The 23,641-nt window shown below is 71.5% G+C and carries 15 protein-coding genes; 11 read left to right on the plus strand and 4 right to left on the minus strand.

The genetic code is table 11. The features are described from left to right. Positions 1 to 1,262: 1,262 nt before the first annotated feature. Together JJJ15_RS07295 and JJJ15_RS07300 are read right to left on the minus strand one after the other, a co-directional pair. Positions 1,263 to 2,588: a bifunctional glycosyltransferase family 2/GtrA family protein gene (locus JJJ15_RS07295; RefSeq protein ID WP_246741957.1), complete on the minus strand. Its 1,326-nt coding sequence runs from the start codon at positions 2,586 to 2,588 to the stop codon at positions 1,263 to 1,265. 1 nt (position 2,589) lies between these two features. Then, complete coding sequence (locus JJJ15_RS07300) at positions 2,590 to 3,807, minus strand: phosphodiester glycosidase family protein (RefSeq protein WP_200510301.1); 1,218 nt, start codon at positions 3,805 to 3,807, stop codon at positions 2,590 to 2,592. 831 nt (positions 3,808 to 4,638) lie between these two features. Here JJJ15_RS07300 and JJJ15_RS07305 point away from each other — a divergent pair. The 3 genes from JJJ15_RS07305 to JJJ15_RS07310 all read left to right on the plus strand — a co-directional run bounded on the left by JJJ15_RS07305 (position 4,639) and on the right by JJJ15_RS07310 (position 9,461). Further along, positions 4,639 to 6,927, plus strand: coding sequence for a hypothetical protein (locus JJJ15_RS07305; RefSeq protein WP_200510302.1), 2,289 nt, complete (start codon positions 4,639 to 4,641; stop codon positions 6,925 to 6,927). Between the two features lie 303 nt (positions 6,928 to 7,230). Then, positions 7,231 to 7,365 carry a hypothetical protein gene (locus JJJ15_RS13460; RefSeq protein ID WP_281433013.1) on the plus strand — a complete coding sequence of 45 codons (135 nt, stop codon included), beginning with the start codon at positions 7,231 to 7,233 and terminating at the stop codon, positions 7,363 to 7,365. Further along, positions 7,359 to 9,461, plus strand: coding sequence for a DUF6571 family protein (locus JJJ15_RS07310; RefSeq protein WP_200510303.1), 2,103 nt, complete (start codon positions 7,359 to 7,361; stop codon positions 9,459 to 9,461). Before JJJ15_RS13460 ends, JJJ15_RS07310 begins: the two co-directional genes overlap by 7 nt. 98 nt (positions 9,462 to 9,559) lie before the next feature. Here JJJ15_RS07310 and JJJ15_RS07315 read toward each other — a convergent pair whose 3' ends face one another. Then, complete coding sequence (locus JJJ15_RS07315) at positions 9,560 to 13,255, minus strand: DEAD/DEAH box helicase (protein ID WP_200510304.1); 3,696 nt, start codon at positions 13,253 to 13,255, stop codon at positions 9,560 to 9,562. A gap of 94 nt (positions 13,256 to 13,349) precedes the next feature. Further along, positions 13,350 to 14,930: a cation:proton antiporter gene (locus JJJ15_RS07320; RefSeq protein WP_200510305.1), complete on the minus strand. Its 1,581-nt coding sequence runs from the start codon at positions 14,928 to 14,930 to the stop codon at positions 13,350 to 13,352. Between the two features lie 686 nt (positions 14,931 to 15,616). On the opposite strand from JJJ15_RS07320, the gene JJJ15_RS07325 reads away from it, so the two are divergent. From JJJ15_RS07325 to JJJ15_RS07365, 8 genes are all read left to right on the plus strand, one after another. Further along, entirely contained in the window at positions 15,617 to 15,811 is a 195-nt protein-coding gene (locus tag JJJ15_RS07325; protein ID WP_200511983.1) for a DUF4244 domain-containing protein, read from the plus strand. Between the two features lie 241 nt (positions 15,812 to 16,052). Further along, entirely contained in the window at positions 16,053 to 16,370 is a 318-nt protein-coding gene (locus JJJ15_RS07330) for a TadE family type IV pilus minor pilin (RefSeq protein ID WP_106110105.1), read from the plus strand. Beyond that, the gene (locus tag JJJ15_RS07335) at positions 16,367 to 16,786 is read left to right on the plus strand and encodes an Rv3654c family TadE-like protein (protein WP_246741958.1); all 420 of its coding nucleotides are present in this window, start codon (positions 16,367 to 16,369) and stop codon (positions 16,784 to 16,786) included. Before JJJ15_RS07330 ends, JJJ15_RS07335 begins: the two co-directional genes overlap by 4 nt. A 582-nt stretch (positions 16,787 to 17,368) precedes the next feature. After that, a complete protein-coding gene (locus tag JJJ15_RS07340; RefSeq protein WP_200510306.1) occupies positions 17,369 to 19,414 on the plus strand; it encodes a ribonucleoside triphosphate reductase in 2,046 nt (681 codons plus the stop codon). A gap of 6 nt (positions 19,415 to 19,420) precedes the next feature. Continuing rightward, positions 19,421 to 20,356, plus strand: coding sequence for an anaerobic ribonucleoside-triphosphate reductase activating protein (locus JJJ15_RS13075; RefSeq protein WP_246741959.1), 936 nt, complete (start codon positions 19,421 to 19,423; stop codon positions 20,354 to 20,356). A gap of 323 nt (positions 20,357 to 20,679) precedes the next feature. After that, entirely contained in the window at positions 20,680 to 21,027 is a 348-nt protein-coding gene (locus tag JJJ15_RS07355) for a type II toxin-antitoxin system prevent-host-death family antitoxin (RefSeq protein WP_200510307.1), read from the plus strand. Then, positions 21,014 to 21,415 (plus strand): type II toxin-antitoxin system VapC family toxin, encoded by a 402-nt coding sequence (locus JJJ15_RS07360; RefSeq protein WP_200510308.1) that lies wholly within the window; start codon positions 21,014 to 21,016, stop codon positions 21,413 to 21,415. The genes JJJ15_RS07355 and JJJ15_RS07360 overlap by 14 nt, the downstream gene beginning before the upstream one ends. Before the next feature lie 26 nt (positions 21,416 to 21,441). Continuing rightward, a complete protein-coding gene (locus JJJ15_RS07365) occupies positions 21,442 to 23,415 on the plus strand; it encodes a methyltransferase (protein WP_200510309.1) in 1,974 nt (657 codons plus the stop codon). Positions 23,416 to 23,641: the final 226 nt, after the last annotated feature.

Below are 23,641 nucleotides of genomic sequence, written 5' to 3' on the forward strand. Positions count from 1 at the left end.
GGACGGGTTAGTTGGCTTCGCTTGAAAGGTCTTGACGGATGACCGTCTCCTTTGAAGGGTCCCTCGTCGTTCTGGCGAAGACCAGGTTCCCGCCCAGTCCGTTGATGACGACGACATCATTATTCTGTCCCAGATAACTTCCTTCGAGGACGTGCTTAAGTGTGTCGCGGTGGAGAACACGTTCACGATCGACTTCGAGGAGGCCAGGCTTGCATCTCGACGGAATTGACTACCTGATTGCCCAGAAAACAAATGGCTGGAGGTTCAAGAACTCCGCCTGGATCCTGGTTGTGGTCCTGGGGATGGGCATTTTCTCATTTATTGGATGGCTGTGGGCGGAGGGAATAACGAAATCGAGGTCGGTGAAGAGGGCTGCCACGTTCTGGTGCGTCCTTACCGTTCTCTTGTATGTTTCGGCCGCTGCTTCGAGTGGCGTCTCGGGGCGCATGGACACTGACTCTGTGCCGTATCGTGTTACTGCCATCCTCCTGGCGCTGTGCTGGATCGGCAGCTCGATCCACGCTGCGCTCGTGAGGCGGGCCGTGCTCCGGGCGGTTATCCAGTGCGATGACGAGATGGCGAGTCTCGCAGCCTACTACCCTTACCCGTACCCTTACTCGTATCCGTATCCGTACCTGGTCCAGGTGCCTGTGACGGGCTGGGATCGTGGCCCGGCGCCTCAGTCCGCACCTTCCTTCGGGTGGGGTGCACCGATTCCCTCTGCCCAGGATGGCTACCTGCCACCAGGGGCTGGTGCCGATAAGCCGACGGCGCCGTTCTCGGTACCCGCTGCGCAGGCAGGTCCCGTCGGCACGTCATCGCCCGCTCAGGAGGGTCCCGTGGACCCGCCGTCGCAGGTTCAGTCGGCCGACGTCGTCGATATCAATACGGCTACGATTGCCGATATCCGGGAGATAGGTGCTCTTGACAACGCGCCCATTGGCAGAATCCTTATTGCGCGTTCCCAGCGGGGCGGATTCACGGACCTTGACGACCTCGCGGAAGCGGCCTCGCTCCAGGCCGGCCAGGTGCTCGCACTCTGGGGGCGGGTGGTTTTTAGCCCCTTTCCTGCCACCCCGCCGGGGACGTACCTTGGTCGTCGAGGACGTGCCCTAGGGGGCCTCTAGGGTACGCCCCCGACGACCAAGGTACGTCGCCGAGGAACAAGTACCGTTCTCACGGCAAACAAGTACCGTTCTCGCGACGAATAAGTACCGTTCTCGCGGGTGGCGAGGCGGGCAGGCGGGCAGGCGCGGGCGGGGTTAGCCGCTGTGTCCTCGGCGGAAGACCAGGTGCCGCTGGGCCAGGTAGCTGATGACGTAGACAGTGCCGTCGCCCACGACCTTGGCGGTCCCCACCCCCAGGCCGAGCCCGGTCAGCACCCTGAGCATGAGGTAGCTGGCCGCCAGGAGCACCAGGGCCAGCCCCAGGTAGCGTACGGCGGTGCGCCCCACCGTCCCGGCCTGTGCCCGGAACACCCGACGGTTGAGGAAGAAGTTCGCGGTACCACTGATAATGCGCGCCACCACCACGGAGGTCAGCAGGTTGCCGCTCAGCGCCATGAGCACCACCACTCCCACCCAGTCAATGACGAAACTTGCCAGGGAGGCGCCAATAAACCGCAGGAGCGGGGCGTAGATACGGGCGGAGTCCTGGACGGGACGGAAGTGGCTGGAGGTGTTGCCCGGCTCGTAGACCGTGGCGATCTCCACCTCCTCCACCGCCAGGCCGCGCTCATGAGCCTCCAGGAGCTGGGAGAGCTCGTACTCGTAGCGGTCGCCGGGCACCGTCTGGAGCCACGCCAGCTCCCCGGCGGGGAAGCCCCGCAGACCCGTCTGGGTGTCGCGCAGGCGCCAGCCGGTCGCCCCGGCAAAGAGCAGGGCCGTGGCGGTGTTACCCACCCTGGAGCGCAGCGGCACCCTCCCGGTGAAACGGCGTACCCCCAGGGTCATGTGCCCGGTGGTACGGACCCTGGTGGCGACGGCCCGGATGTCGGCGGGCGTGTGCTGGCCGTCGGCGTCGGCGCACACCACGTCCGCGCCCGGCCAGGTGGTGGCGGCCCGGGCCAGGCCGGTGCGCAGCGCCTGGCCCTTGCCGCTGTTGACCTGGTGCGTGACCACGACGGCGCCCTGGGCGCGGGCCTGGGCGAAGACAGCGACGTAGTCAGGGCCGCTGCCGTCGTCCACCACGAGGACCCGGCAGCCGGGAAGAGCCTCGTGCAGGTCGTCGACGAGCCCCACCAGGCGGGCGTCCGGCTGGTAGGCGGGGACGACCACCGCCAGGCGCGGGGTGCCGGAGGCCTCCAGGACCGCTGCCCGGGCCGCCGTCCGGGACGCAGGGGCCCGGAGTGCCCGGGCTGCATGGCCCAGGGCCGACATTGACGCGGGCCCCGGTTCGGCGAGTGCGGGCCCCGGCTCAGTGGGCAGGGGCCCTGGGGTCGACGTCGCGTCCTGGGCCGATCGGGCCCCGGCGTGGGAGGTGCTGGCCTTCTCCTGGGCGGCCAGGGGAGCCTGCGGCTCCTCCAGGGCGGGGCGGGACGAGGGGCGGGTCAGCGGGTAGGAGCCGGTGGACCAGGTTGCCGGGTTCATCTCAGGCCCCCTGCGCAATGTAGAGGATGTCGGAGGTGCCGCGCTCGCCGCCGTTGGAGGGCCGGTTAATGACCTGCCCGTTGAAGTACATGGTCGAGGAGCCGCCGCCGTCGAGGTTGTAGGCCACCTGGCACCCCAGGTCCACCATGATCTGGGCCAACTCGGTCATGGTCACGCCGCGGGAGTAGCCCTCCTCGCGCCCGTCCACCACGACGAACACGTAGTGCCCCTGCCCGAGCGCCCCCACGGCGGTGCGCGGCTGACGTCCCTGGATGGAGTGGTTGCCGAAGTTCGTGTCCACCTCCACGGCGTCGATCCCCTCCCGGACCGAGCCGTCCTGCACCAGGGCGGGCCCGAAGCTCAGCGTGTTCCAGGCTCCTGCGTCCAGGAGGGCCTGGGCGCTGGTGGTGGTCTCGTCGTAGACCTCCATGCGGCCGTCGGTGTAGAGGACCAGGCCCTGGCGGGTCGGGGAGTCGCGGTAGACCACCCCGTTGCGGATGAGGATACCGGTGTCGCGGAAGCCGTAGTAGTCGCCGTTGACGGCCAGGAAGGCGTCGTGGGAGGAGGCGATCTGACTGGGTCGGGCCGTGATATTGGTGCCGTACTCGTTGTGGGCGAAGGCGCTGCGCACCACGGTGGCGTCGGAGACCGTGATGTCCGCCGTGTAGTAGGTGACCGTCTCGCGGCCCGAGCCGGTGGTGACGGTGCTAATGCGCACGGTCGTCGACGACGAGGTGTAGCCGTCCTGGGTCAGGGTGGCGTTTGCGGCAGTGGGTGCGGCCGTCCTGGTCACCGAGGAGTTCTGGGCCTCGTAGGCCTCGACGTCGGTGATCTCGACGTGGTCGATGACGTAGCGGTTGAGGGCCCAGGCGCCTGTCCCGACCAGGCCGATACCCAGTGCGGCGCCGCTGCCCAGGAGGAAGTTGCGTCGGGTGTGGCGCCTGGGGGTACGGGCGGTGGCCGTTGCGCTGCCAGCGGCTGACGGTTTCGCGTCCGCGCCCTGTTTCGCGGCCGGGGACGGGGCCGTACCGTGTCCTACGGCCGGGGACGCTACGGCCGGTGCCGGTGCCGGTGCCGCCGTCAGGGGACCTGAGGCCACCGGCTCCGTGGCGGAGGCGGGAGCGTGCGTGGTGGTATCCCGGGAGGTGGCCCCGGGGGCGCGGCCGGTGGTGGCCGAGCGGCGGAGTACAGGACGACGCGGGACTGTGCTGTGTGACATGCCTTCACGCTGCCGGGCAGGCGTGTGGCTGGCGTCAGCCCCGGTTGTGTGTTCCCTGTGAAGGGACGGCGTGGTGTGCGGCTGCCGGTCGGGCCGGGGGTGAGGCCAGGGAGCGAGGCCGGGGATGAGACGACGTCAGGGCGGTAGTGGCCCAGGCTCCGTCCGCGTGTGCGAGGTTAGCCCGGCCGGGTAGCCGGCCACCCACAGCGGGTAGGCCCTGTCCGCGTGTGCGAGGTTAGCGCTGGGCTGGCGTCAGGGCCGGTGGCCGGACTGGCCCTGACGCCGTGTGCGCGAGGTCAGCGCGGCGGTGTTGTCCGAGGGTGGGGTCGTCTGGCGAGCACTTCCCAGACCGTTCCTGTGATATGGGCCATGGTTGAGTTGCTGCTCTGGACAGATGGGGCGTCGCTCACATACTGTGTGTGGTGCGAGTCGCAGTCTTCTTCCTCTCCTGCGAGGTTCAGGGGTCTTGCCCTGTCTTTGCTGGGTGGGGTGTGTGCTTACTGCTTTGTTGGCCGTCCCTGAGCTCCCTGGTGATTGGAGGTGGCGGGCCGTGTTCCTGCAGGCTGACCTGGGTGTGCTGGCGGCCTTGTGCAATACGCTGACTGGCAACATGGTCCTGGCGGACGGGGTCCGGAAGGACGCGGACCGTGATCTGACGGTGGTGTGGGGGAGCCCCAGTGCCAGGGGATTCCGGGGGCCTGGTAAGTGATGCCGTGCCCGCTGCTTAAATGTGCGGTAATTCTGCTCTGCCTTCACCTCCCTAGTTTTTTGACGACTACATGGGTCGTGGATGCGCAGGTCATGGACCCAAGCTCTGCGTCTACTGTGGCCGTGATTCCCGCTGGCGCTGCCGTTGATGGCGTGGACAGCTCATTAGGTACTGTCAACCCCGTCCACCAGGATGCCGCGAGTGACGTTGACGCTGCTCATGAGGACGCCGTCGTGCTGGCCGGGGCGCTGGAGGGAAGGGACTACGCGTCCCTGGTGCGGGTGGTTGGTGAGCGTGTGGCGTCGCGCGTGGGTGGGGGTGCTTATGCGACTGCCCTGGTCGACGCCCTGGGGGCCAGGGGCCTGCTACGAGTAGCAGCGCACCTGCCCACTGGGGGCGGCATGCTCCCGGCGGGCTCTGACGCGGGTGGTTCTGAGGGTGCCAGGGGGTGCCGGGTGAGTGGTGCAGACAGTGCCGGGGCGGCCGGTGTTGGGCTGGCGTGCACGTGGACGTCCCTGCTGGCCACGGCTACCGCCTCGCCCTTGTGGGACGAGGGGCGCCGTGAGGCCCTGGCCCGGGATCTGGCGTCCCTGGTCACCACCACGGGCGACCTGACCGAGCCCGACACGCTCCTGCTCCCACTGGGGTTCAGGCGCCTGCTGACCGCCGACCAGGACCCCCTGACCGCTGTTGCTGCTGGCGCCCGGGCCCCGGGTGCTGCGACCGGCCAGGTTCCGGGTGCTGGTGACGGTCGGGCTCCCGGGGCCGGGGGCGGGCAGCTGGGTTCCCGGGGTTCCCGGGATCCTCTGGCCCTGGATCCTAAGTTCCTGGCGTCCCTGGTTCGTGGGCTGATGGCTGGTGAGACCGGTGCGACGACTGGGGGCTTGCGGGTGGGGTGGGTGGAGTACGCGCGCCTGACCACCACGGCAGGCGGCGGGTACGTGAACTTCCCCGAGGGAACACCCCAGGACTTGACCACTCACCGGGCCTCCTACGACCCCCTGACCGCCGTAACCCGCACCCCTGCCACGGTCCTGGACGTCCTGGCCCCGTCCCTGCCGGGGGCTGATCCCAGCACCCTGGGACCCAGCGGGAAGGGCCGGGGGCCTCATGGCGTAGACGCATACAGGGGCGCCGCCCTGGGGCCCAGTGGGAGGAGCTACGGGGACCGGGAACAGTTTCCCTGGGTGGACGGATCCCTGTGGGCGTGGGTGGCCGCCCGCGCCCAGGGGTCGGGCCCCGCCTGCCTGGAGGCCCTGACCGCGGCCGTGGCCTCGGCCTCCACCCTGCGCTACCGGTCCGCCGCGCCCACCCTCCAGCCCAACCCCTACGAGGCCCGGGCCGCCTGGCTCACCGAGCAGGCAGTAGCCACCCTGGCGGGCGTGGACACCACCGCCTGGACGCCCACAGCCAGACGCGCCACCGCCGTCATGCTCGCCAACTCCATAGGCGATATCGATGACACAGCTAGCGGTACCGCGTACAAGGACCGTTACACCAGTTTCGATGAGCTCCTGCCGGTAGCCTGGCATGACCGCCGCGGCAGGGAGCTAGGCGCCCTGCTCCAGGACGTCCTGACCGACGATGTCGCCCTGACCACTGTATCCAGGGCCGCCGGGGTGCTCACCACCCGTCGCCTGGTTGTCACCGCGAGAAAGACTGATCCGGGGACTGATCTGAGGGAAGCCTACGGCGCGCTCCTGGGTGGTACGAGGTCGAGTGCCAGACTATATGGCTACATTTACGCGACCTGTGCGGCGGCCAGGCAGGCAGGAGTCGACGAGGCGGGTCCTGCGGCTGGGATAATGCTGGCGGCCCTGGAACAGGGTATGGATTCCGCCACGGATCCGCCCTTCAGCTGGCAGCCCCCGTCCGGTCTTGCGGACTTCTCCCAGAAGAGCCCTGTCGGTCTCGTCTCGGACTTGAACGGCCTCACGCAGAAGGTCGCGGTCAGACTGACTCTGGAGGTAATAGGTGCTCTGGACTCCTCCCACCTCATTCCCCAGGACGCCTACACCCTGGGCGACGGGCGACCTGTCTATGACTGGATCACCAAGGACGGCAGCAATGTGTGGCGTCTGGACCGTCAAGAAGCCGTGGCAGACCCTCGGGGCTTGAGCGTCTGGTTTCAAGGCATCTGCGACCCCCAGCGTATCTACCCAGTTATCCGTGAATTCATCGTCAACAACTTCAAGGACGACGTCCTCAAGGTCCAGGACCCTGCGCCCGCAACCGCCCCCCGGAGTCCCGCCAGGCACGCCGTCCTGGTAGCGGTGCTGACCGCTGCCACCACCCTCCTGGTCTACAGCCTCTCCCACACCCACCAACGTCGCAGGGAGAGACTGCGCCCGATCCGCAAGGAGAGACTACGCAGGTGGCGGGAACGACACAAGAGCTGGTACGAGGAGTAATACCAGACGACAGGCACGTGAACTGAAGACTACGTAGACGACTACTTTCATCCCCTTTGAGTAATGAGGAGCTGATTCGTGTGAGGTCTGCTGGTCGTGTTGGGTGGGGTGTGGTGTTTCGTGGTCTGGGTGTGGTGGTGTGTGTGGTCCTGTTCGTGGCGGCGGTGCTGGCGGGTTCGGGGGAGGGGGGTGGTCTGGGTCCGTTGCCGGACCGGTCCGGTACGCCCCTGGCTACCGGGACCGCTGGTGCGGGTGGCCTGGGTGGGGACCCGGTGACGGCCCCTGGTACGGACGGTAGGGGCGGTGCTACCGGTTCCCCGGCTCCGGGTGGCCTGGGTGGTGGGGTCTGTGACCGGCCTGGTGGCCTGGGTGGTGGTCCTGCTGCTGGTACGGATGCTGACGCTGCCGACGCCGCCCGTGGGGACGCCGTCGTGCTGACCAGGGCCCTGGACGAGGGCGACGACACGGCCCTGACGCAGGCGGTTGGTGAGCGTGTGGCGCCGCGTGTGGGTGGGGGTGCTTATGCGACTGCCCTGGTTGACGCCCTGGGGGCCAGGGGCCTGGTGCGGGTGGCGGCGCACCTGCCCGCGGGAGGCGGTGGTGTCACGGGTCGGGCGGGCTCTGGTGGGAGCGGTACCGGTAGCACGGATCCGGGCGTGCCGTTGGCGTGCACGTGGACGTCCCTGCTGGCCACGGCCACCAGCTCGCCCTTGTGGGACGAGGGGCGTCGTGAGGCCCTGGCCCGGGACCTGACGTCCATGGTCACGGTGACCGGCGACCTGACCGAGCCCGACACGCTCCTGCTCCCACTAGGCTTCAGACGCCTGCTCACCGCCGACCAGGACCCCCTGACCACCGCCATCGTCGGCACCCAGGCCCCGGGTGCTGGTGACAACCAGGCCCTGGACAGTGAGGGCGGCCGGGATCCTCTGGTCCTGGAGCCTAAGTTCCTGGCGTCCCTGGTTCGTGGTGTCATGGCCGGTGAGACCGGTGCGACGACTGGGGGTTTGCGGGTGGGGTGGGTTGAGTATGCGCGTCTGACCACCACGGCAGGTGGTGGGTACTCGAACTTCCCCGAGGATGCGCCCCGGGAGGTCAGGGCCCGTTACCTCCTCTACGACCCCCTGGCCGCGGTCCTGACCGCCGCAGCCCGCACCCCTGCCACGGTCCTGGACGTCCTGGCGCCGCCCGTGTCGGGACCGGATCCCAGGACCCTGGGGCCCAGCAGGAGGGACACGGTCAGGCGGGTCCTGGCCACCAGGGTGGACGGATCCCTGTGGGCGTGGGTGGCCGCCCGCGCCCAGAAAGCGGGCCCCGCCTGCCTGGAGGCCCTGGCCGCGGCTGTGGCGTCGGCATCCACCCTGCGCTACCGGCCCACCGCGCCCCGGACCAACCTCTACGAGGAGCAGGCCGCCTGGCTCACCGAGCAGGCAGTAGTCACCCTGGCAGGGGTGGACGCCACCGCCTGGACGCCCCCGGCCCGGCGCGCCGCCGCCGTCGTGCTGGCCAACTCCGTGGGCGACCTGTGGGACGTGGCCACCGGCGGTGTCTACGCCAGGGGCTACCAGCCCTTCTACCGGTCCCTGCCCGTGGCCTGGAGCGGGCGCCACGACGTCGAGGTGACCGTCCTGCTGCGCGAGGTCCTGACCGACGACACCGCCCTGGCCGTCCTGTCACGGGCCGTGGGGGTCCTGTCCGCCCGTCACCTGCTGTCCGCCGCGCTCACCGCCCGGGCGCCGGGCTCCTGGGCCCAGGCCGAGGACACCCCCTGGAAGGCGGCGCACGCCTGGCTCCTGGTCGTCGCCGGGAGGGGGGCGACCCTGGAGGGGTACCTGTACGCGGCGTGTGCCACGGGCAGGGGCGTGGGCGAGGACGAGGAGAGCCCCGCGGCCGGGGTGGCGCTGACGGCCCTGGACCAGGGCCTGGACCTCCACGGCCTGGACCCGCACGCCCCCTGGCGGCCCCCGGCCGCCCCCGCCCGGGCCGCCCGGGCCGTGACCGGTGGCCCCTCCCTGACCAGCCAGGACCTGGGGGACAGCGTCGCCTACGACCTGTACCACACGCTCCTGCTCGTCATGGACCGCACGCGGCTCCTGCCTGACGAGGCCTACCTCGAGCCACCCGACCCCTTCGAGGACGAGACGGACGACCAGCCGCCGCGGCCCTGGAACGCGGACTGGATGTACCAGGACGACCAGGACCACTGGCACCTGGACCCCGACAGGGCCGACAACGACCCCGACGGGTTCCGCACCTGGACCACGACGCACCCGGTCATGGCCGCCACGACATCCGGCAGGTACTCCATCGGCACACGCTACGACCAGGGCGTCAGCACCCAGGGGCGCCCCCCGGCACGCCACGGCCCCGGGATCCCTCCCGGACAGGCCGCCCTGGCGCTGCTGCTCACCGCCGCCACCGCCCGCCTGGTCTACGGCTACTCCCACACCTACCAGCGCCGCGCCCAACGACACTGGCAGCACCGACGCGCAAGACAACGCAGACGCCAGGAACGACACCGACACCAGCACTAGGAAACAACACCGGGCAAGTGAACCAGGGCCGCGCGGACGGTTGTTCCTACGACTACCGTCCCCAGGCCACACGCCAGATGGACGCATCCCGGTCCCGCTCAGCCCTCCATGAGCTCACGGATGTCCCGGACGGTCAGGCGGGCACGGCCACCCGCCTCGGCCGCCAAGGCCTCGTCGGCACCGCCCTCCACGACCTCGGTGAACAGCTCGGCCTTTCTGGCCTTGAGCTCCATGACCTTCTCCTCAATGGTCCCCGTCGCCACCAGGCGGTACACCATGACCGGCTTGTCCTGGCCGATCCGGTGGGCCCGGTCCACCGCCTGCGCCTCGGCCTGCGGGTTCCACCACGGGTCCAGGAGGAAGACGTAGTCGACCTCCGTGAGGGTCAGGCCAAAGCCCCCGGCCTTGAGGGAGATAAGGAAGACGTCCGCCTGGCCGGAACGGAAGGAGTCAATGACCTCCTGGCGGTTCGTCGTCGTACCGTCCAGGTAGGCGGTACGCAGCCCCGCACACCGCAGGTCCTCCTCCACACTGCGCAGGTATCTCGTGAACTGGCTGAACACGAGCGCCTTGTGCCCCTCGGCCACGACCGGCTCAAGCTGCTCCAGGAGGACGTCCGCCTTGACCGACCGGGTGCGCTGGCCCAGGCGTCCGGCCCGGTTCCGCTGCCTGGCCATCCCGGCCTGGCTCCGCTTGATAGTGGCCGGGTCGGCGTCGGGCTCCTGGGCGTCGGCGACGTACACGAGGAAGGGGTCCAGCGCCATGAGCCGCAGGGTGGTCAGCGACTTCAGGGCGCTGAAGCGTGCCTGGGCGGAGTCCTCCCCCAGCAGGCCCATGACCCGCTGGCGCTCCCGGGCCAGGCGGACGTCGTAGGCCCGGCGGTGGCTGCTGCTCAGCTCCACGCTGAGCACCTGCTCGGTCTTCTCCGGCAGGTCAGCGGCCACCTGCTCCTTAGTGCGGCGCAGCACAAAGGGCCGCACCCGCGTCCTCAGGCTCTCCAGCCTCTCAGTACTGCCCCGATCAATAGGACGCCGGTAGAGGGCCGCAAAGCGCTCCGGTCCCGGCAGCAGCCCCGGCGCCGTCGCGGACAGCAGGGACCACAGGTCCGTGAGGGAGTTCTCCAGGGGCGTGCCCGTGATCCCCACCGTCGAGGGTGCTCTCAGACGCCGCACCGTCTTGTAGGTGGCCGAGGTGTGGTTCTTGACGAACTGCGCCTCGTCCAGGACCACCCAGGACCAGGGCTGGGCGGCGAAGCTCTTCTCCTCCATCCGCACGATCGTGTAGCTCGTGACCACCACGTCCGCCCCGGCCGCCACCTCGCTGACGGCGACGCCCCGCCTGGCCGACGTCCGCCTCGCCGCCACCACGCGCAGACCCGGGCAGAAGCGGGCCGCCTGCTCCAGCCAGGAGCCGACCACGCTGGTGGGGGCCACCACCAGCACCGGGGCGTGCTCGTCCCGGCCCGGGCTGGCTGTGGCGTCCCGGCTGGCCTGACGCTCCTCGACCATGCGCTGGACGGCGGCCAGGACCTGGACGGTCTTGCCCAGGCCCATGTCGTCGGCCAGGATCCCGCCCAGGCCGTGGGAGCGCAGGAGGTTCAGCCAGCGGTATCCCTCGACCTGGTAGGGGCGCAGCGTCGCCACCAGGCCCGACGGCAAGGGCACGTCAATGAGATCCCCGCCTCCAGCCCCCTCCCGCCTCCCGGCGTCCTGCTCCTGCTCGGCCCCCTCCTGGCTGTCCCCTTCCCGGTCGGCCCCGGCCACGGCCAGGAGACGTCCCACCGCCTCCTGCCAGCGCCCAGCGGCCTGACCGACCACCCCCAGGGACACCAGCGCCTGGTAGTAACCGGCCTGGAACGGGCAGACGCGCATGGTCCCGTCCTTGGCGTGCGGGTCCTCCAGGTGGCGCCCCTCCTCCATGAGACGGGCCAGCTGGCGGATCTCGGGGCGGTCGATGCTCACCCAGGCCCCGGAGCCCAGGAGGATCTCCGACTGGCCGCTGGCCACGGCGGCCATGAGCTGTGTGATGGGTATCTCCTCGGAGCCGACCCTCACGCGCACCCGCAGGGAGAACCAGTCAGGGCGGTCGGCCTCCTCGGTGACGTCGGTGGTGATCAACGGGGGCTCGTCCGCCTGACGGTACTCAGGCACCTCGCCCACCACCTCCACCTCCAGGCAGGGCCGGCCAGCGTCGGCCAGGACGGTGCCCATCTCGCGCAGCACCGGCAGCGTCCGGGACACCAGGACCGCCGTGGCCATCCCGGTGAGCTCGCGCTCCTCCCACAGGGGCCCGTGCTCGGCGGCCAGGGGCAGGAGGAGGGTGACGAGCTGGTTAGACAGGCGCAGCTCGGCGCCGCGGTCCCGGATGGTCCCGGCGTCGTCCCGGACGGTCCCGGGACCGTCCAGGGCCCTGCCCCCCTCCTGACCGGCGCCCGGGTCGGAGGGGTGGGTCAGGCCGCCGACCTCCACCTCCTGCCTGACCCCGGAGCCTGTGGAATAGCGCATGAGCCAGGTCAGGTGGGAGCGGTGCGTGGCGCCCTCGACCCGAATGCGCAGGACCGCCCGCAGGGTGACCGGCTCAGGCAGGTCCACGGCCCGGTCCACCCGTAGGCCAGGCACCGCGCGTCGCAGGGGGTCCAGGTACCGCTCCTGGAAGTGGGGGACGTCCTCGGCCGGGATCACGACCCCACCGGGCCGGTTGACCAGCAGCCGGGAGACGACGCTGCTCGGCGGCGGGTCCAGCGGGAGGATGAGGAGCTCACCGCCCAGGCCACGGGCTGTCAGCGCGTGGACCGGGGAGCCCACGGGCCTCAGGGGCAGGCCGCCGGTGCTGGTCAGCCGACGGGCCCGGGCGCGGCCGGTGGGCTCCTCACCCCAGGCTGTCCTGCGGGGAGGCACCTCGTCCTCGCCCGCCTCCTGGGCGAGGTCGGCCAGGACGTCCTCGGCCGCCCCCAGGTCCACCCCGGACAGGTCCACGTACGGGGCGAGCCTATAGGCGCCGTCGGCCCCCTGGGACAGGTCCAGGTTCAGCACGGTCCCCGGCCGGATCCTCACCGGGCTCCCACCGTGCTGCGCGGTGGTCAGGGTCAGCCCCAGCGCGGCCCCGCGGGCGAGCACCTCCCAGATACGGTCGGGCGCCTGGTGGAGGGGGATCCGGGAGTCCTGGGAGGAGAGGTCCGTGGGCACCATGGTGGCGATCTCGCAGAGGATCCCCAGCTGGGCGCTGACGGCCCGTCCCTCCAGCTTGCCGCCCACCACCTGGGCCCAGGAGGCCCCCCGCCTCAGCCAGCCGTTCCTGCCCTGGATGAGGGGGCGCACGGACAGGTCCCGGGTGGGTGACCAGGTCGGCGTGCCCGCCTCGGAGAACTCCAGGGCCAGGGGGGCATCGCCGCTCCGGGGGACGGTCAGGAGCGCCTCCAGGTCCCGTTCCCACAGCGGCTCCGCCCCGGCACCGTGTGGGGACCCGGCCCGGGTACGGGCCTCCATGAGGAGGGCGGCGGAGTGCTTGCAGTTGGACCCGACCGGGCAGGAGCAGCTGCCCTCCCAAAGCACGGCCGGGGCGCCGTCGCGGGGGATCTCGTCGGTGACGTGCATGGCGACGGCCTCGTAGACGCCGCCCGCGCCACGCACCTGGCCCGAGATAATCCCCCCGTCGTCGCTGGTTGACAGGGTCAGCACCCGGCCCTCGGCGAGGTAGCGCCGGGCCCGCTCAAAGGACCTGGTGCCGACGACGTCGATGACGTCCTCGTCGGTGACACGTGCGGGCCAGTCGTTCAGCGTGCTCCTGACAGGCATGCGCCCAGGCTACGGCAGGGATTGACCCGGGCCCGGCCGCGTCCCCGACCACGTGGCCGGGGACGCGGCCGTCTGCCTCGCTCGTCCCCGGCGCCTACCGGCGCTGGCGGCTGCGGGGGCGGTCAGGACGCTGCGGGCGGGGGCGAGGGCGGCGCAGCCGGTCACGCAGGCCCCGGCCCAGGGCCCGGGCCCGCCCCAGGCCCCGGCGTCGTCCGGCCTCCTGGCGGGCCGCCTCGCGCTGGGCCAGCCTCTGGCGGTGGGCGGCGGCGTCGTGCTGGACCCGCACCTGCGCCTGGATCTGCTCCCGCACGCTCTGACGCCACCGCGCCCGCTCGGCCTCTATCTGGGCCACGCGCTCAGCCAGGTGCTGCGCCTCCAGAGGGGTCAGGCCGTGGCGGGTGGCGGCCGCCTCGATCCGTCCGGCGCGCCCGTCGTGGGGGTGCGGCGCGGGACCCTGCACCACGCCCAGGGCCTCGTTGGCGGGCACCTTGTCCTTCTGGCTGCCCAGGGCCAGCCCCAGGGTCGGCATGACCAGGACCGAGACCACCCCTGCCAGCACCAGGGTGGAGGCGAAGGACCGGCTCATTGCCCCCGCGTTGACGGCCACCTGGGTGACGGCCACGATAATGGGTAGCGCCGTGGTGGAGTACACGGCGATCTGCAGGGACTGGCGCAGGTCGTAGGCGCGCGAACCGTCCCGACGCCGCTCCAGGAACGCCCCCGCCCACACCGGCAGGCCCCGCACCAGGACCAGCAGCAGGAGGAAGGCCCCCAGACCCTTGAGCGAGCTGGCTGACATGCTCACCGTGATCCCCATACCCGAGACCACGAAGAAGATCGGCACGAAGAACCCGTAGGCCAGGCCGTCAAGCTTCTGCTCGAACTCCTGGTTCCCGTCCGGCAGGGCGTAGCGCAGGATGAACCCGGCCGCGAAGGCCCCCAGCACCACGTCGAGGTTGAACGCCTCTGCGAGCGCGCACAGCCCCACCAGCAGCAGCACGGTGACGCGGATGGTGGTCTGCGCCGTCGTGGACCCGCCGATCTGGATCGCGCGGACGAGGCGGCGCCCCACCCGCTGGACCTGGGCGGTGAAACGCAGGATGAGCAGGGTGATGACGCCGAACAGGAGGAGGATCGCCAGGCTGGCCCAGGTGGAGCGGGATCCCAGCAGGAGGGCCATGAGGACGACCGGGCCCACCTCCCCGACCGCCCCGTGGTTGAGGATGGAGGTGCCCACCGCCGTGGACAGGAGCCCGCGCTCACGCAGGATCGGCAGGATCGTGCCGATCGCCGTGGAGGTCATGGCGATGGCGATGGCGATGCCGTTGGCGGACAGGACCCCGCCGCTGACCCCGATGAGGGCCACCGCCGCGAAGGCCAGGGTCAGGGAGCCCAGCCAGGCCACCACCGCGTGCCGTCCCCCGGAGCCGCGCAGCTCGTTGACGTCGATCTCGTAGCCGGCCATGAGGAACAGGAAGGCCACGCCCAGCTCCTTGAGGAACTCGATCGGGGTCAGGGCGGCGGCTGCCCCCAGCCCGGAGGGGCCGATGAGTACGCCGCCGATAATGAGCAGGACGGTCTCGGGCACGATCCGGTGGGGTACGGACAGGGAGACCAGGGGCGCGAGGAAGGCGACCACCGTGATAGAGAACAGGGAGAGGAAGACCGGTCCCACGACCTACTCCTTTCTGGGCGGGTGCCCTGGTTCCCGGGTGCCCGTCCGGCTGGGGGCCGTCGGGCGGGGCCGGTGGCGGGGCACCAGCGGGTCGGGCTGCGGTGGCCCTGTCGAAGACGGCGTCGGGCCGGTTCAGCAGGAGGGGCGCAGGTCCCAGGGTGCTTTGCAGGCTACCTGCCACCGGGCGGGAGGGGGTGCAGGGACGCACGACGGGCGCGGCGGGCAGGCCGGTGGACGGCGTCGTCCCAGGGGGGCGCCCAGCGCACAGGGGGCAGGTGCCCAGACGTCCCACAGACTAAGGAGTCTGGGCCGATCGCTTAGGGCAGGCCGTTGCAAGATCGTACGCAACACGGACGCCCCGGTCGCTCAGCACACAGGGGAGCAGGTTCCACGCCCCGGAACACGAACCTCTGCCCCTCGCCGGTCGCTCAGCACACAGGGGGCGGGTGCGGGCAGTTTGTCCACAGGACAAACGGGGGACAAAACGGCCAGGGGACGCGCTCCTCCACGCTGGTGGGGCGGGAACCTCCCGCACGGGCCGACGGCGTGCCGGGCCGGCGCCAGCCCGGCGCCCGGGCCCCCCACAGTGAAGGAGCACCACAATGATCACTCTCAGGCACACTGCGACCACCGTGCGGTCCGCCCTGGCCCTGGCCCACCCCGCCGGCCGTACGTCCCCCGCCTCTATGACCCCCGCCTCGCGGACCGGTCCGGACGAGAGCCCGGACCCCGGTGGTGAGGCGGGTATGGCGACGGCGGAGTACGCCATCGGGACCCTTGCCGCCGCCGCGTTCGCCGGCCTCCTCCTGGCGATTATGCGCTCGGGGGGCCTGCGCGCCACCCTCCAGTCCATTATCGAGTCCGCGCTCTCCGTGGGCTGAGGTGGTCCTGGTGTGGGTGGTGAGGCACTGGCTCGTGGGCCCCCGGTACGGTCCTGGGCGGTGCGCGCGCCGGGGGGCTGGCCCGGGTCCTGGCCCAGGGACCGACCCGAGGCCTGGCCCGGGGACCGGCCCGGGGGCCGGCGGACCGGCTGGCTCCCGGCGCGTCGCGCGCCGGTGGCGGGGCGGGCGGAGTGCGCCGGGTGCGTCCGCACGCTCCCGCCGTGGCCGGGGTGAGGCCGGTATGGCGACGGCGGAGCTGGCCCTGGCCATGCCAGCCGTGGTCCTGGTCCTCCTGCTCGTCCTGGCGGCCGTGAGCGCCGGGGTCACCCAGCTGCGGGTCACCCAGGCCGCCCGGGCGGCGGCCCGGCAGGCCGCGCTGGGGTCGCAGGACGTCACCGCCGCGGCGGTCGCGGCCGCCGGGGAGGTCAGTGTCAGCGTGGAGCGCGGCGAGCTGACCTGCGTGAACGTGTCGCGCCGGGTGCCCGGGCCCCTGGGCGGCCTGGGGCTCACGGCGCGCTCGCGGGCCTGCACCTACGCCGAGCCCGAGGAGTCGTCATGAGCAGCCTGCTCAGGTGCGGGCAGGCCCCGCTCATGGTGCGTGCCGTCCAGGACGAGCACGGGTCGGGCACCGTCCTGGCCCTGGGCGTCATTGCCGTCGCCCTCGTCCTGTGCCTGGGAGCCAGTGCGCTCATGAGGTCCCAGAGTGCCTCCGGGCGGGCGCAGGCGGCGGCCGACCTGGCCGCGATCTCCGGGGCCACCGCCCTGACCTCCGTCTACCACCCTGAGGATCCCTGCCAGGTGGCGACGAGGGTCGCCCGCGCCAACGGGGCGGAGCTGACTGGCTGCCAGGTCGACGGCGAGGACGTGACGGTGGACGTGGTCGTGCGGATCCGGATCCTGGGGGTACCCCGCACGGCCGGGGCGAGGGCGAGGGCCGGTCCTGTGGAGGTCGACCCCCTGTCCCGGAGTGGGTAGGGCGGGCCTGAACATGGCGGACAGGCCCGCGCCGAGGGTGACCCTGTCCCGGACCGGGTAGGGCCGCCGACCGGTGGCTCGCGTTCACGAGAGCACACGAGCCCTGTCCCGGAAGCGGGTAGGGCCGCCGGGCCTGCCGGAGGCCTACCGCGGCGTCAGGGTGCCGCCTCCACGCCCCTCAGGGCCCGCCGCGTGCTGACGGGGCGCGGGTCGCCGTGGGAGTGCCGTCTCCAGGCTCCGCAGGGCTCGCCCGAGAACGGCCGCCGCCACTGGGCGGCCACCGCGCCGCCTCCGCGCCCTCAGGGCCCGCCCGGCCTCAGGGCGCCGACACGCCGGGCGGGTGGTCCGGGCCGGTCCCACGGCACCGCGTGCCACTAGGACCAAGGTCTGCGCCAGCGCGGAACGCCGGGGGAAAGTACCGGTTATCGATGCGATATGTCTCGATGGGACCACAACATGTTGTGGTCCATCATGTGGACTCCCCCTATATGCTGTGGTGAAGCGGCCTCATATGGGGTATGGTCGCTCCCGTCGCCCCCCGGGTCCCGGGGGCTTCCGCGAGACGTCGTGAACAACCGCCGAGTGATGGAGAGTCCAGTGTCCGTTCCCGTCAGCACCAGCCCTGCCGCCCCCGACGCCGCCCAGGCGCAGGCTGCCGTACCTGACACCGGCGTGCCCGCTCCCGTGGCCGGCCCGGCCGCTGACGGACCCGCGCCCGGCGCCCCTGCCGCCCCCGCCTCGGCGGCCTGCGCCGTCGCCCAGGGCGAGCGCCCCACCATTGACCCCGGTGCCACCATCACCGAGTACCTGGACCGCTCCGACTGGCGCGTCAACGCCAACGCCAACCAGGGCTACTCCCTGGGCGGGATGATGCTCAACACCTCCGGCAAGGTGGTGGCCAACTACTGGCTGAGCCACGTCTACCCCGCCGTCGCCGGGCAGGCCCACCGCAATGGCGACCTGCACATCCACGACCTGGACATGTTCGCCGGGTACTGCGCCGGCTGGTCGCTGAAGAACCTGCTCCAGCAGGGCTTCAACGGCGTTCCCGGCGCCATTGCCGCCGGGCCCGCCAGGCACTTCTCCTCCGCCGTCGGACAGATCGTCAACTTCCTGGGCACCCTGCAGAACGAGTGGGCCGGGGCGCAGGCGTTCTCCTCCTTCGACACCTACATGGCGCCCTTCGTCCGCCTGGACTCCATGACCTACGAGCAGGTCAAGCAGTGCATGCAGGAGCTCATCTTCAACCTCAACGTGCCCTCCCGCTGGGGAACCCAGACGCCCTTCACCAACCTCACCTTTGACTGGACCTGCCCGGACGACCTCGCCGACGAGCACCCCCTTATTGGCGACGAGCTCTGCGACTTCACCTACGGCGACCTCGCCCCGGAGATGGCCGTTATCAACCGCGCCTTTATGGAGGTCATGACCGCGGGCGACGCCGACGGGCGCGTCTTCACCTTCCCCATCCCCACCTACAACATTACCAAGGACTTCGACTGGGACACCCCCAACGCCGACCTCCTGTTCACCATGACCGCGAAGTACGGCCTGCCCTACTTCCAGAACTTCATTAACTCGGAGCTGGACCCCGGGATGATCCGCTCCATGTGCTGCCGGCTCCAGCTGGACCTGCGTGAGCTGCTCAAGCGCGGGAACGGGCTGTTCGGCTCCGCCGAGCAGACCGGCAGCGTGGGCGTGGTCACCGTGAACATGGCCCGCCTGGGCTACCTGTACGCGCAGGACGAGGCCGCCCTGACCGCCCGCCTGGACGAGCTCATGGAGATCGGCCGCGACACCCTGGAGCTCAAGCGCGACGTCATCCAGCACCACATTGACGCCGGGCTGTTCCCCTTCACCAAGCGCTACCTGGGGACCCTGGACAACCACTTCTCCACCATCGGCGTCAACGGCATGAACGAGATGGTCCGTAACTTCACGCGCCACGAGCCCGACGGCGGCTACGACATTACCGACCCGCGCGGCCACGCCATGTGCGTGCGCCTCCTGGACCACGTGCGCGGCAAGATGGTGGAGTTCCAGGAGGCCACCGGGCACCTGTACAACCTGGAGGCCACTCCCGCCGAGGGCACCACCTACCGGTTCGCCAAGGAGGACCGCAAGCGCTACCCCGGTATCCTCCAGGCGGGCACCGAGACCAACCCCTACTACACGAACTCCTCCCAGCTGCCGGTGGCCTACACCGACGACCCCTTTGAGGCCCAGGAGATGCAGGAGGAGCTCCAGACCAAGTACACCGGCGGCACGGTCCTGCACCTGTACATGAACGAGCGCCTCTCCTCGGCCAGGGCCTGCAAGGAGATCGTCCGCCGTTCCCTGACCGCCTTCCGCACCCCCTACATCACCATTACGCCCACCTTCTCCATCTGCCCCGTCCACGGCTACCTGGCCGGGGAGCACAAGACCTGCGAGAAGTGCGCGGCGCTGCACCCGGGCGCCGAGCCGGTCGAGTGCGAGGTGTGGACGCGCGTCATGGGCTACTTCCGCCCCGTGCGCTCCTTCAATATCGGCAAGAAGGGCGAGTACGCCGAGCGGCAGATGTTCACCGAGGACGCCGCCGGCTCCCACGGCCCCGCCGTCTCGCGCCTGAGTGCCGTGAGCGCGTGAGACCGCATGCTGGTCTCGCGGGCGCCCGCTCGCCAGCGGCCGCGTGCGGCCGACGACCTGGTGATCGCCGGGCTGGTACCCATGTCCACCGTGGACTGGCCCGACCACCTCACCGCCACCGTGTTCCTCCAGGGCTGCCCCTGGAACTGCTTCTACTGCCACAACCAGGCGCTCATCCCGGTGCGGGTGCCGGGGCTGGTGGCGTGGCAGGAGGTGCGTGACCTGCTGGCCAGGCGTCGGCGGCTGCTCGACGGCGTCGTCTTCACCGGGGGGGAGGCGCTGCGCCAGGACGCCCTGGCCGACGCCGCCGCCGAGGTGCGCCGGGCGGGCTTCGCCGTCGGGCTGCACACGGCCGGGGTCTACCCGCGCAGGCTGGCGGACGTCCTGGCGGCCGGGCTCGTGGACTGGGTGGGCCTGGACGTCAAGGCCCTGCCCGACAGCTACCCGCAGGTGGTGGGGCGCCAGCGCGCCGGTGAGCGGGCCTGGGAGTGCCTGAGGATCCTCATTGACGCGCAGGCCGGCGCCTCCGCTCGCCCCGGGACCGCAGGGGGTGGCCCCCCCGGGTCCCAGGGAGCTCCGCGGGACGTCGCACCCGGGCCCGCGGGGGGTGGCCGCGACGATCAGCTGCCCGGGCTGCGTGTACCGCCCGGGCCCGCGGGTGGCGCGTCGGAGCCGTCCGGAGCGGGCGCGACGCCGTCGGACCTCACCTTCGAGGTGCGCACCACCGTGGTCCCCGGGGACGTCACGGCGCGCGACGCCTACGAGGTGGCCTGCCGGGTCCACGACGCCGGGGCGCGCGTCTACGCCCTCCAGCAGGCGCGCGGCCAGGGTACGACCGGCGACTTCGCGGTCACGGCCGCGGGCTGGGACGCCGCCTGTGAGCGCCTGGCCGGACGCATTGAGGCCCTGGGCTGGGAGCGGTTCACCTACCGGCCCGCCTGAGGTGCACCGCCAGTACCCGGTGACCGGCTGCTCCTCGCCGTCCAGTCCACGAGCCCTGCCCGGGGCCCGGCCACGTGCCCGGGTGCCGGGCAGGGTACCGGGGGCGTGTGACTGCAGGCTGCCCACAGCCCCGGCACCCGGGCAGGCGCGCGGCCCAGGAGCCTGCCGTCGGCTACGCCCTGGCCTGCCCGCACCCGGGCAAGCAGGCGGGCAGCACGTACACCACCGGGGCCGGGGCCGCTGGCCCACCCGCACCCGGGCAGACAGGTGCACGACAGCCTTAACCAACCCTCTTAGCCGAGCACCTGGCATAGAATAGGCTCATGAGTGCTGAGACCGTATCCAGACCGGTGGCGGGGGAGCCGTCTGCGCCCTCCTCGCAGACCGTCAGTATTCGCGAGGCCGACCAACGGGCCGAGGAGATCTACCGGCAGGTCGAGGCGACCGGCGTGCCCGTGACGGTGACCGACCAGGGCCACCCCATTGCCCAGATCATTCCGATCAGTACCAGCGAGACCCCTTACGAGCGCCTGCTGCGTGAGGGGGAGGTGCGTCCAGCGAGAAGAAGCGGACACGTCCGGTGGAGGGCCTGGGATCTTCCTGAGGGTGTGACGCTTCAGCAGCTCCTTGATGAGGACCGTGAGGAGATCGATCTCAGTGTTCTATCTTGATACGTCCTTCGTCGCACTGTCTCTCCTGGACCAGGAGGGCGCTGACCAGGCGCACAGGATCCTTGAGGACGCGAGCAACCGCTCAAAGGTCGCCTCGTCCGTGCTCCTGAGGATCGAGCTCGTACGCATGGCGCGGAGAACCAGGACCGCTCTGAGCCGCGTCTACGAGATCCTGGACGAGATCCACCTTATCGGTATCAGCCGTGAGGTCGTGGAGGGCGCCTGTGACCTGACCGGGGAGCTGAAGTCCCTTGACGCCATCCACCTGGCCACCGCGCTGCTTCTTGACGACCCGCGCGACCCGGTCACCGTGCTCACCCATGACGCCCGGCTCCTTGACGCCGCCCGCGGGCGCGGCCTGACCGTCATCGACCCTCTGGAGCCCTGAGGTAGGGGCGGCGGTAGCGTCAGGGTATGACGCGCTCCTCCCGCTCCCCGTCGGCCCCGTCGACCTGCACCAGCCCGCCGCCTCCCACCCTGACCTGCGCACAGGCCGCCGCCCTGCGTGCCGACCTTGAGGACAGCGGCTGGGGCGTGGAGGCGGTGGCGGCGCTCCTGGGGCCGGTGGCCGAGGCCGCCCTGGACCGTGAGGTCCGCCTGCCCGCCCTGCGGGTCCTGCGCCGCACGCTCAAGGAGCTCGGCCTGGCCGGGGCGCCGGCCACAGGCAGGCCCCCGCGCCCGGCCCGTCGTGAACCACGTGCGGCCGGGGCGCCGGACGAGGTCCCCCAGGACGCCCTGCCGGGCACCGGTGCGTCGGCGCCGGAGGGCAGTCGCGGTGGCCCCGCGCCCCGGGCCCGGATGGCACCGGGCGGTCGGGCGACCTCTGGGGGCAGGGCGCCGGACGAGGTACCAGGTGGCAGCGGGGCGCCGGGGGATGCGCCCGGCGCGCAGGCCCGTCCCGCTCCCGCGGCCGCGCCGACAGCGGTCCTCACCGCCCTGTTCATGCTCGGTGAGCCGGTACCCGCCGCCGCCCTCGACGTCGCCCTGCCCCGTACCGGTGCGACGGGCGCCCGCGCGACGGGCCTGGTGGACGCCCCTGACGCCCAGGGCCTGGTGCGCCCCCTGGTGGACCTGCGCCCCCACGAGGCGGTCGACGACGTCGGCGAGGTTCGCTGGTGGGTGGCCTCCGACGTCGGCGAGCTCGTCACCGGGCGGGAGCTGGCCCCCGACCACGTCCTGGGGATCGGCAGGGCGGGGCTGACCCTGGCCAGCCTGACGCCCCGGCGGCCTGTAGGGCGGGCCCTGGACCTGGGCTGCGGCTGCGGCATCCAGACCCTCTACCTGCTGCGTCACTGCGAGCAGGTGGTGGCCACCGACGTCTCGGCGCGCGCCCTGGCCTTTACCTCGTTCAACACCGCCCTGGCCGGGGTGGGACCTGAGCGGCTCGACCTGCGTCAGGGCTCCTTCCTGGAGCCCCTGGCGGGGGAGCGCTTTGACCTCATTGCCACCAACCCGCCCTTTGTCATCACCCCACCCGCTGTGCGCCAGGCCGGCCTGCCCCTCATGGAGTACCGCGACGCCGGCGCCCCGGTGCTGCCGGTGCTCGTGCCGGGCCTGGCCGGGCTCCTGCGCGAGGGCGGCACCCTGGTCATGCTCGGCAACTGGGAGCACCACGCCGGGCATGACTGGCGTGAGCGCGTGAGCACCTGGCTGCCGCAGGACGTGGACGCCTGGGTCGTCCAGCGCGACCTCCAGGACCCGGTCCAGTACGCCACCACGTGGCTGCGTGACGGCGGGATGACGCCGGAGCGCGACCTGACGGGGTTCGAGGCCGCCCTGGGCGCCTGGGTGGAGGACTTCGAGGCCCGCGGGGTCAGGGGTGTGGGCCTGGGATACCTGGTCCTGCACCGCCCGGCACCACCCGGCCGGGCAGGGGCGCCCGGTGCCGCCGCAGCCCCGGTGCCGCCCGGCCTCAGCGGGTCGGCGGCCGCGGGGGCGGCGGGGAGCGCGCTGGCGTCTAAGCCCCCGGGCGGGCGCCGCCCGTGGCGGGTGCTGGAGGAGGTGGGCACCAGGGGCAGCGGGGCCCTGGGGAGCCACGTGGCCGAGGTGATCGAGGTCCGGGACCGCCTGGCGTCCATGGACGACGCCGAGGTCGCCCGCCTGCGCCCGCTGACCGCCCCGGACGTCACCGAGGAGCGCTACCTGACGCCGGGGGAGACCGAGCCCCGTCTCATCCTCCTGCGCCAGGGGGGCGGCCTGGGGCGCGTGGTGCAGGCGGGGACGACCATGGCGGCCCTTGCCGGGGTGGCTGACGGGGAGCTGGGCGTGGGGCAGGTCGCCGAGGCGGTCGCGGCCCTGACCGGGGCGGATCCCCAGGAGGTGCGGGCCCGGATGGTGGCTGACGCCCGGGAGCTGCTGGGCTACGGCATGCTCCGCCTGCCCTCGTGAGACCGGTGGTCCCGCCCGGGCTGGCGTGCTCCCGGTCCCGCCTTGTGGCACCTGCTGCCCACGATCGGGCCGGTCTGAGCCACACGTCCCAGACCGGCCCGATCGCAGACGTCAGCCCTCTCTGCGGGACGGGGACCTTAGGCCCTCGACGTCGGCACCTCCCGTGTGGGAGGTCACGTCGCCTCAGGTTGACCCCGTCGGTGGATGCTGGTTAAGTACTCGTCTG

Origin of the sequence: Actinomyces sp. HMT897, from assembly GCF_016626125.1 — a bacterium.
Taxonomy (GTDB): domain Bacteria; phylum Actinomycetota; class Actinomycetes; order Actinomycetales; family Actinomycetaceae; genus Actinomyces.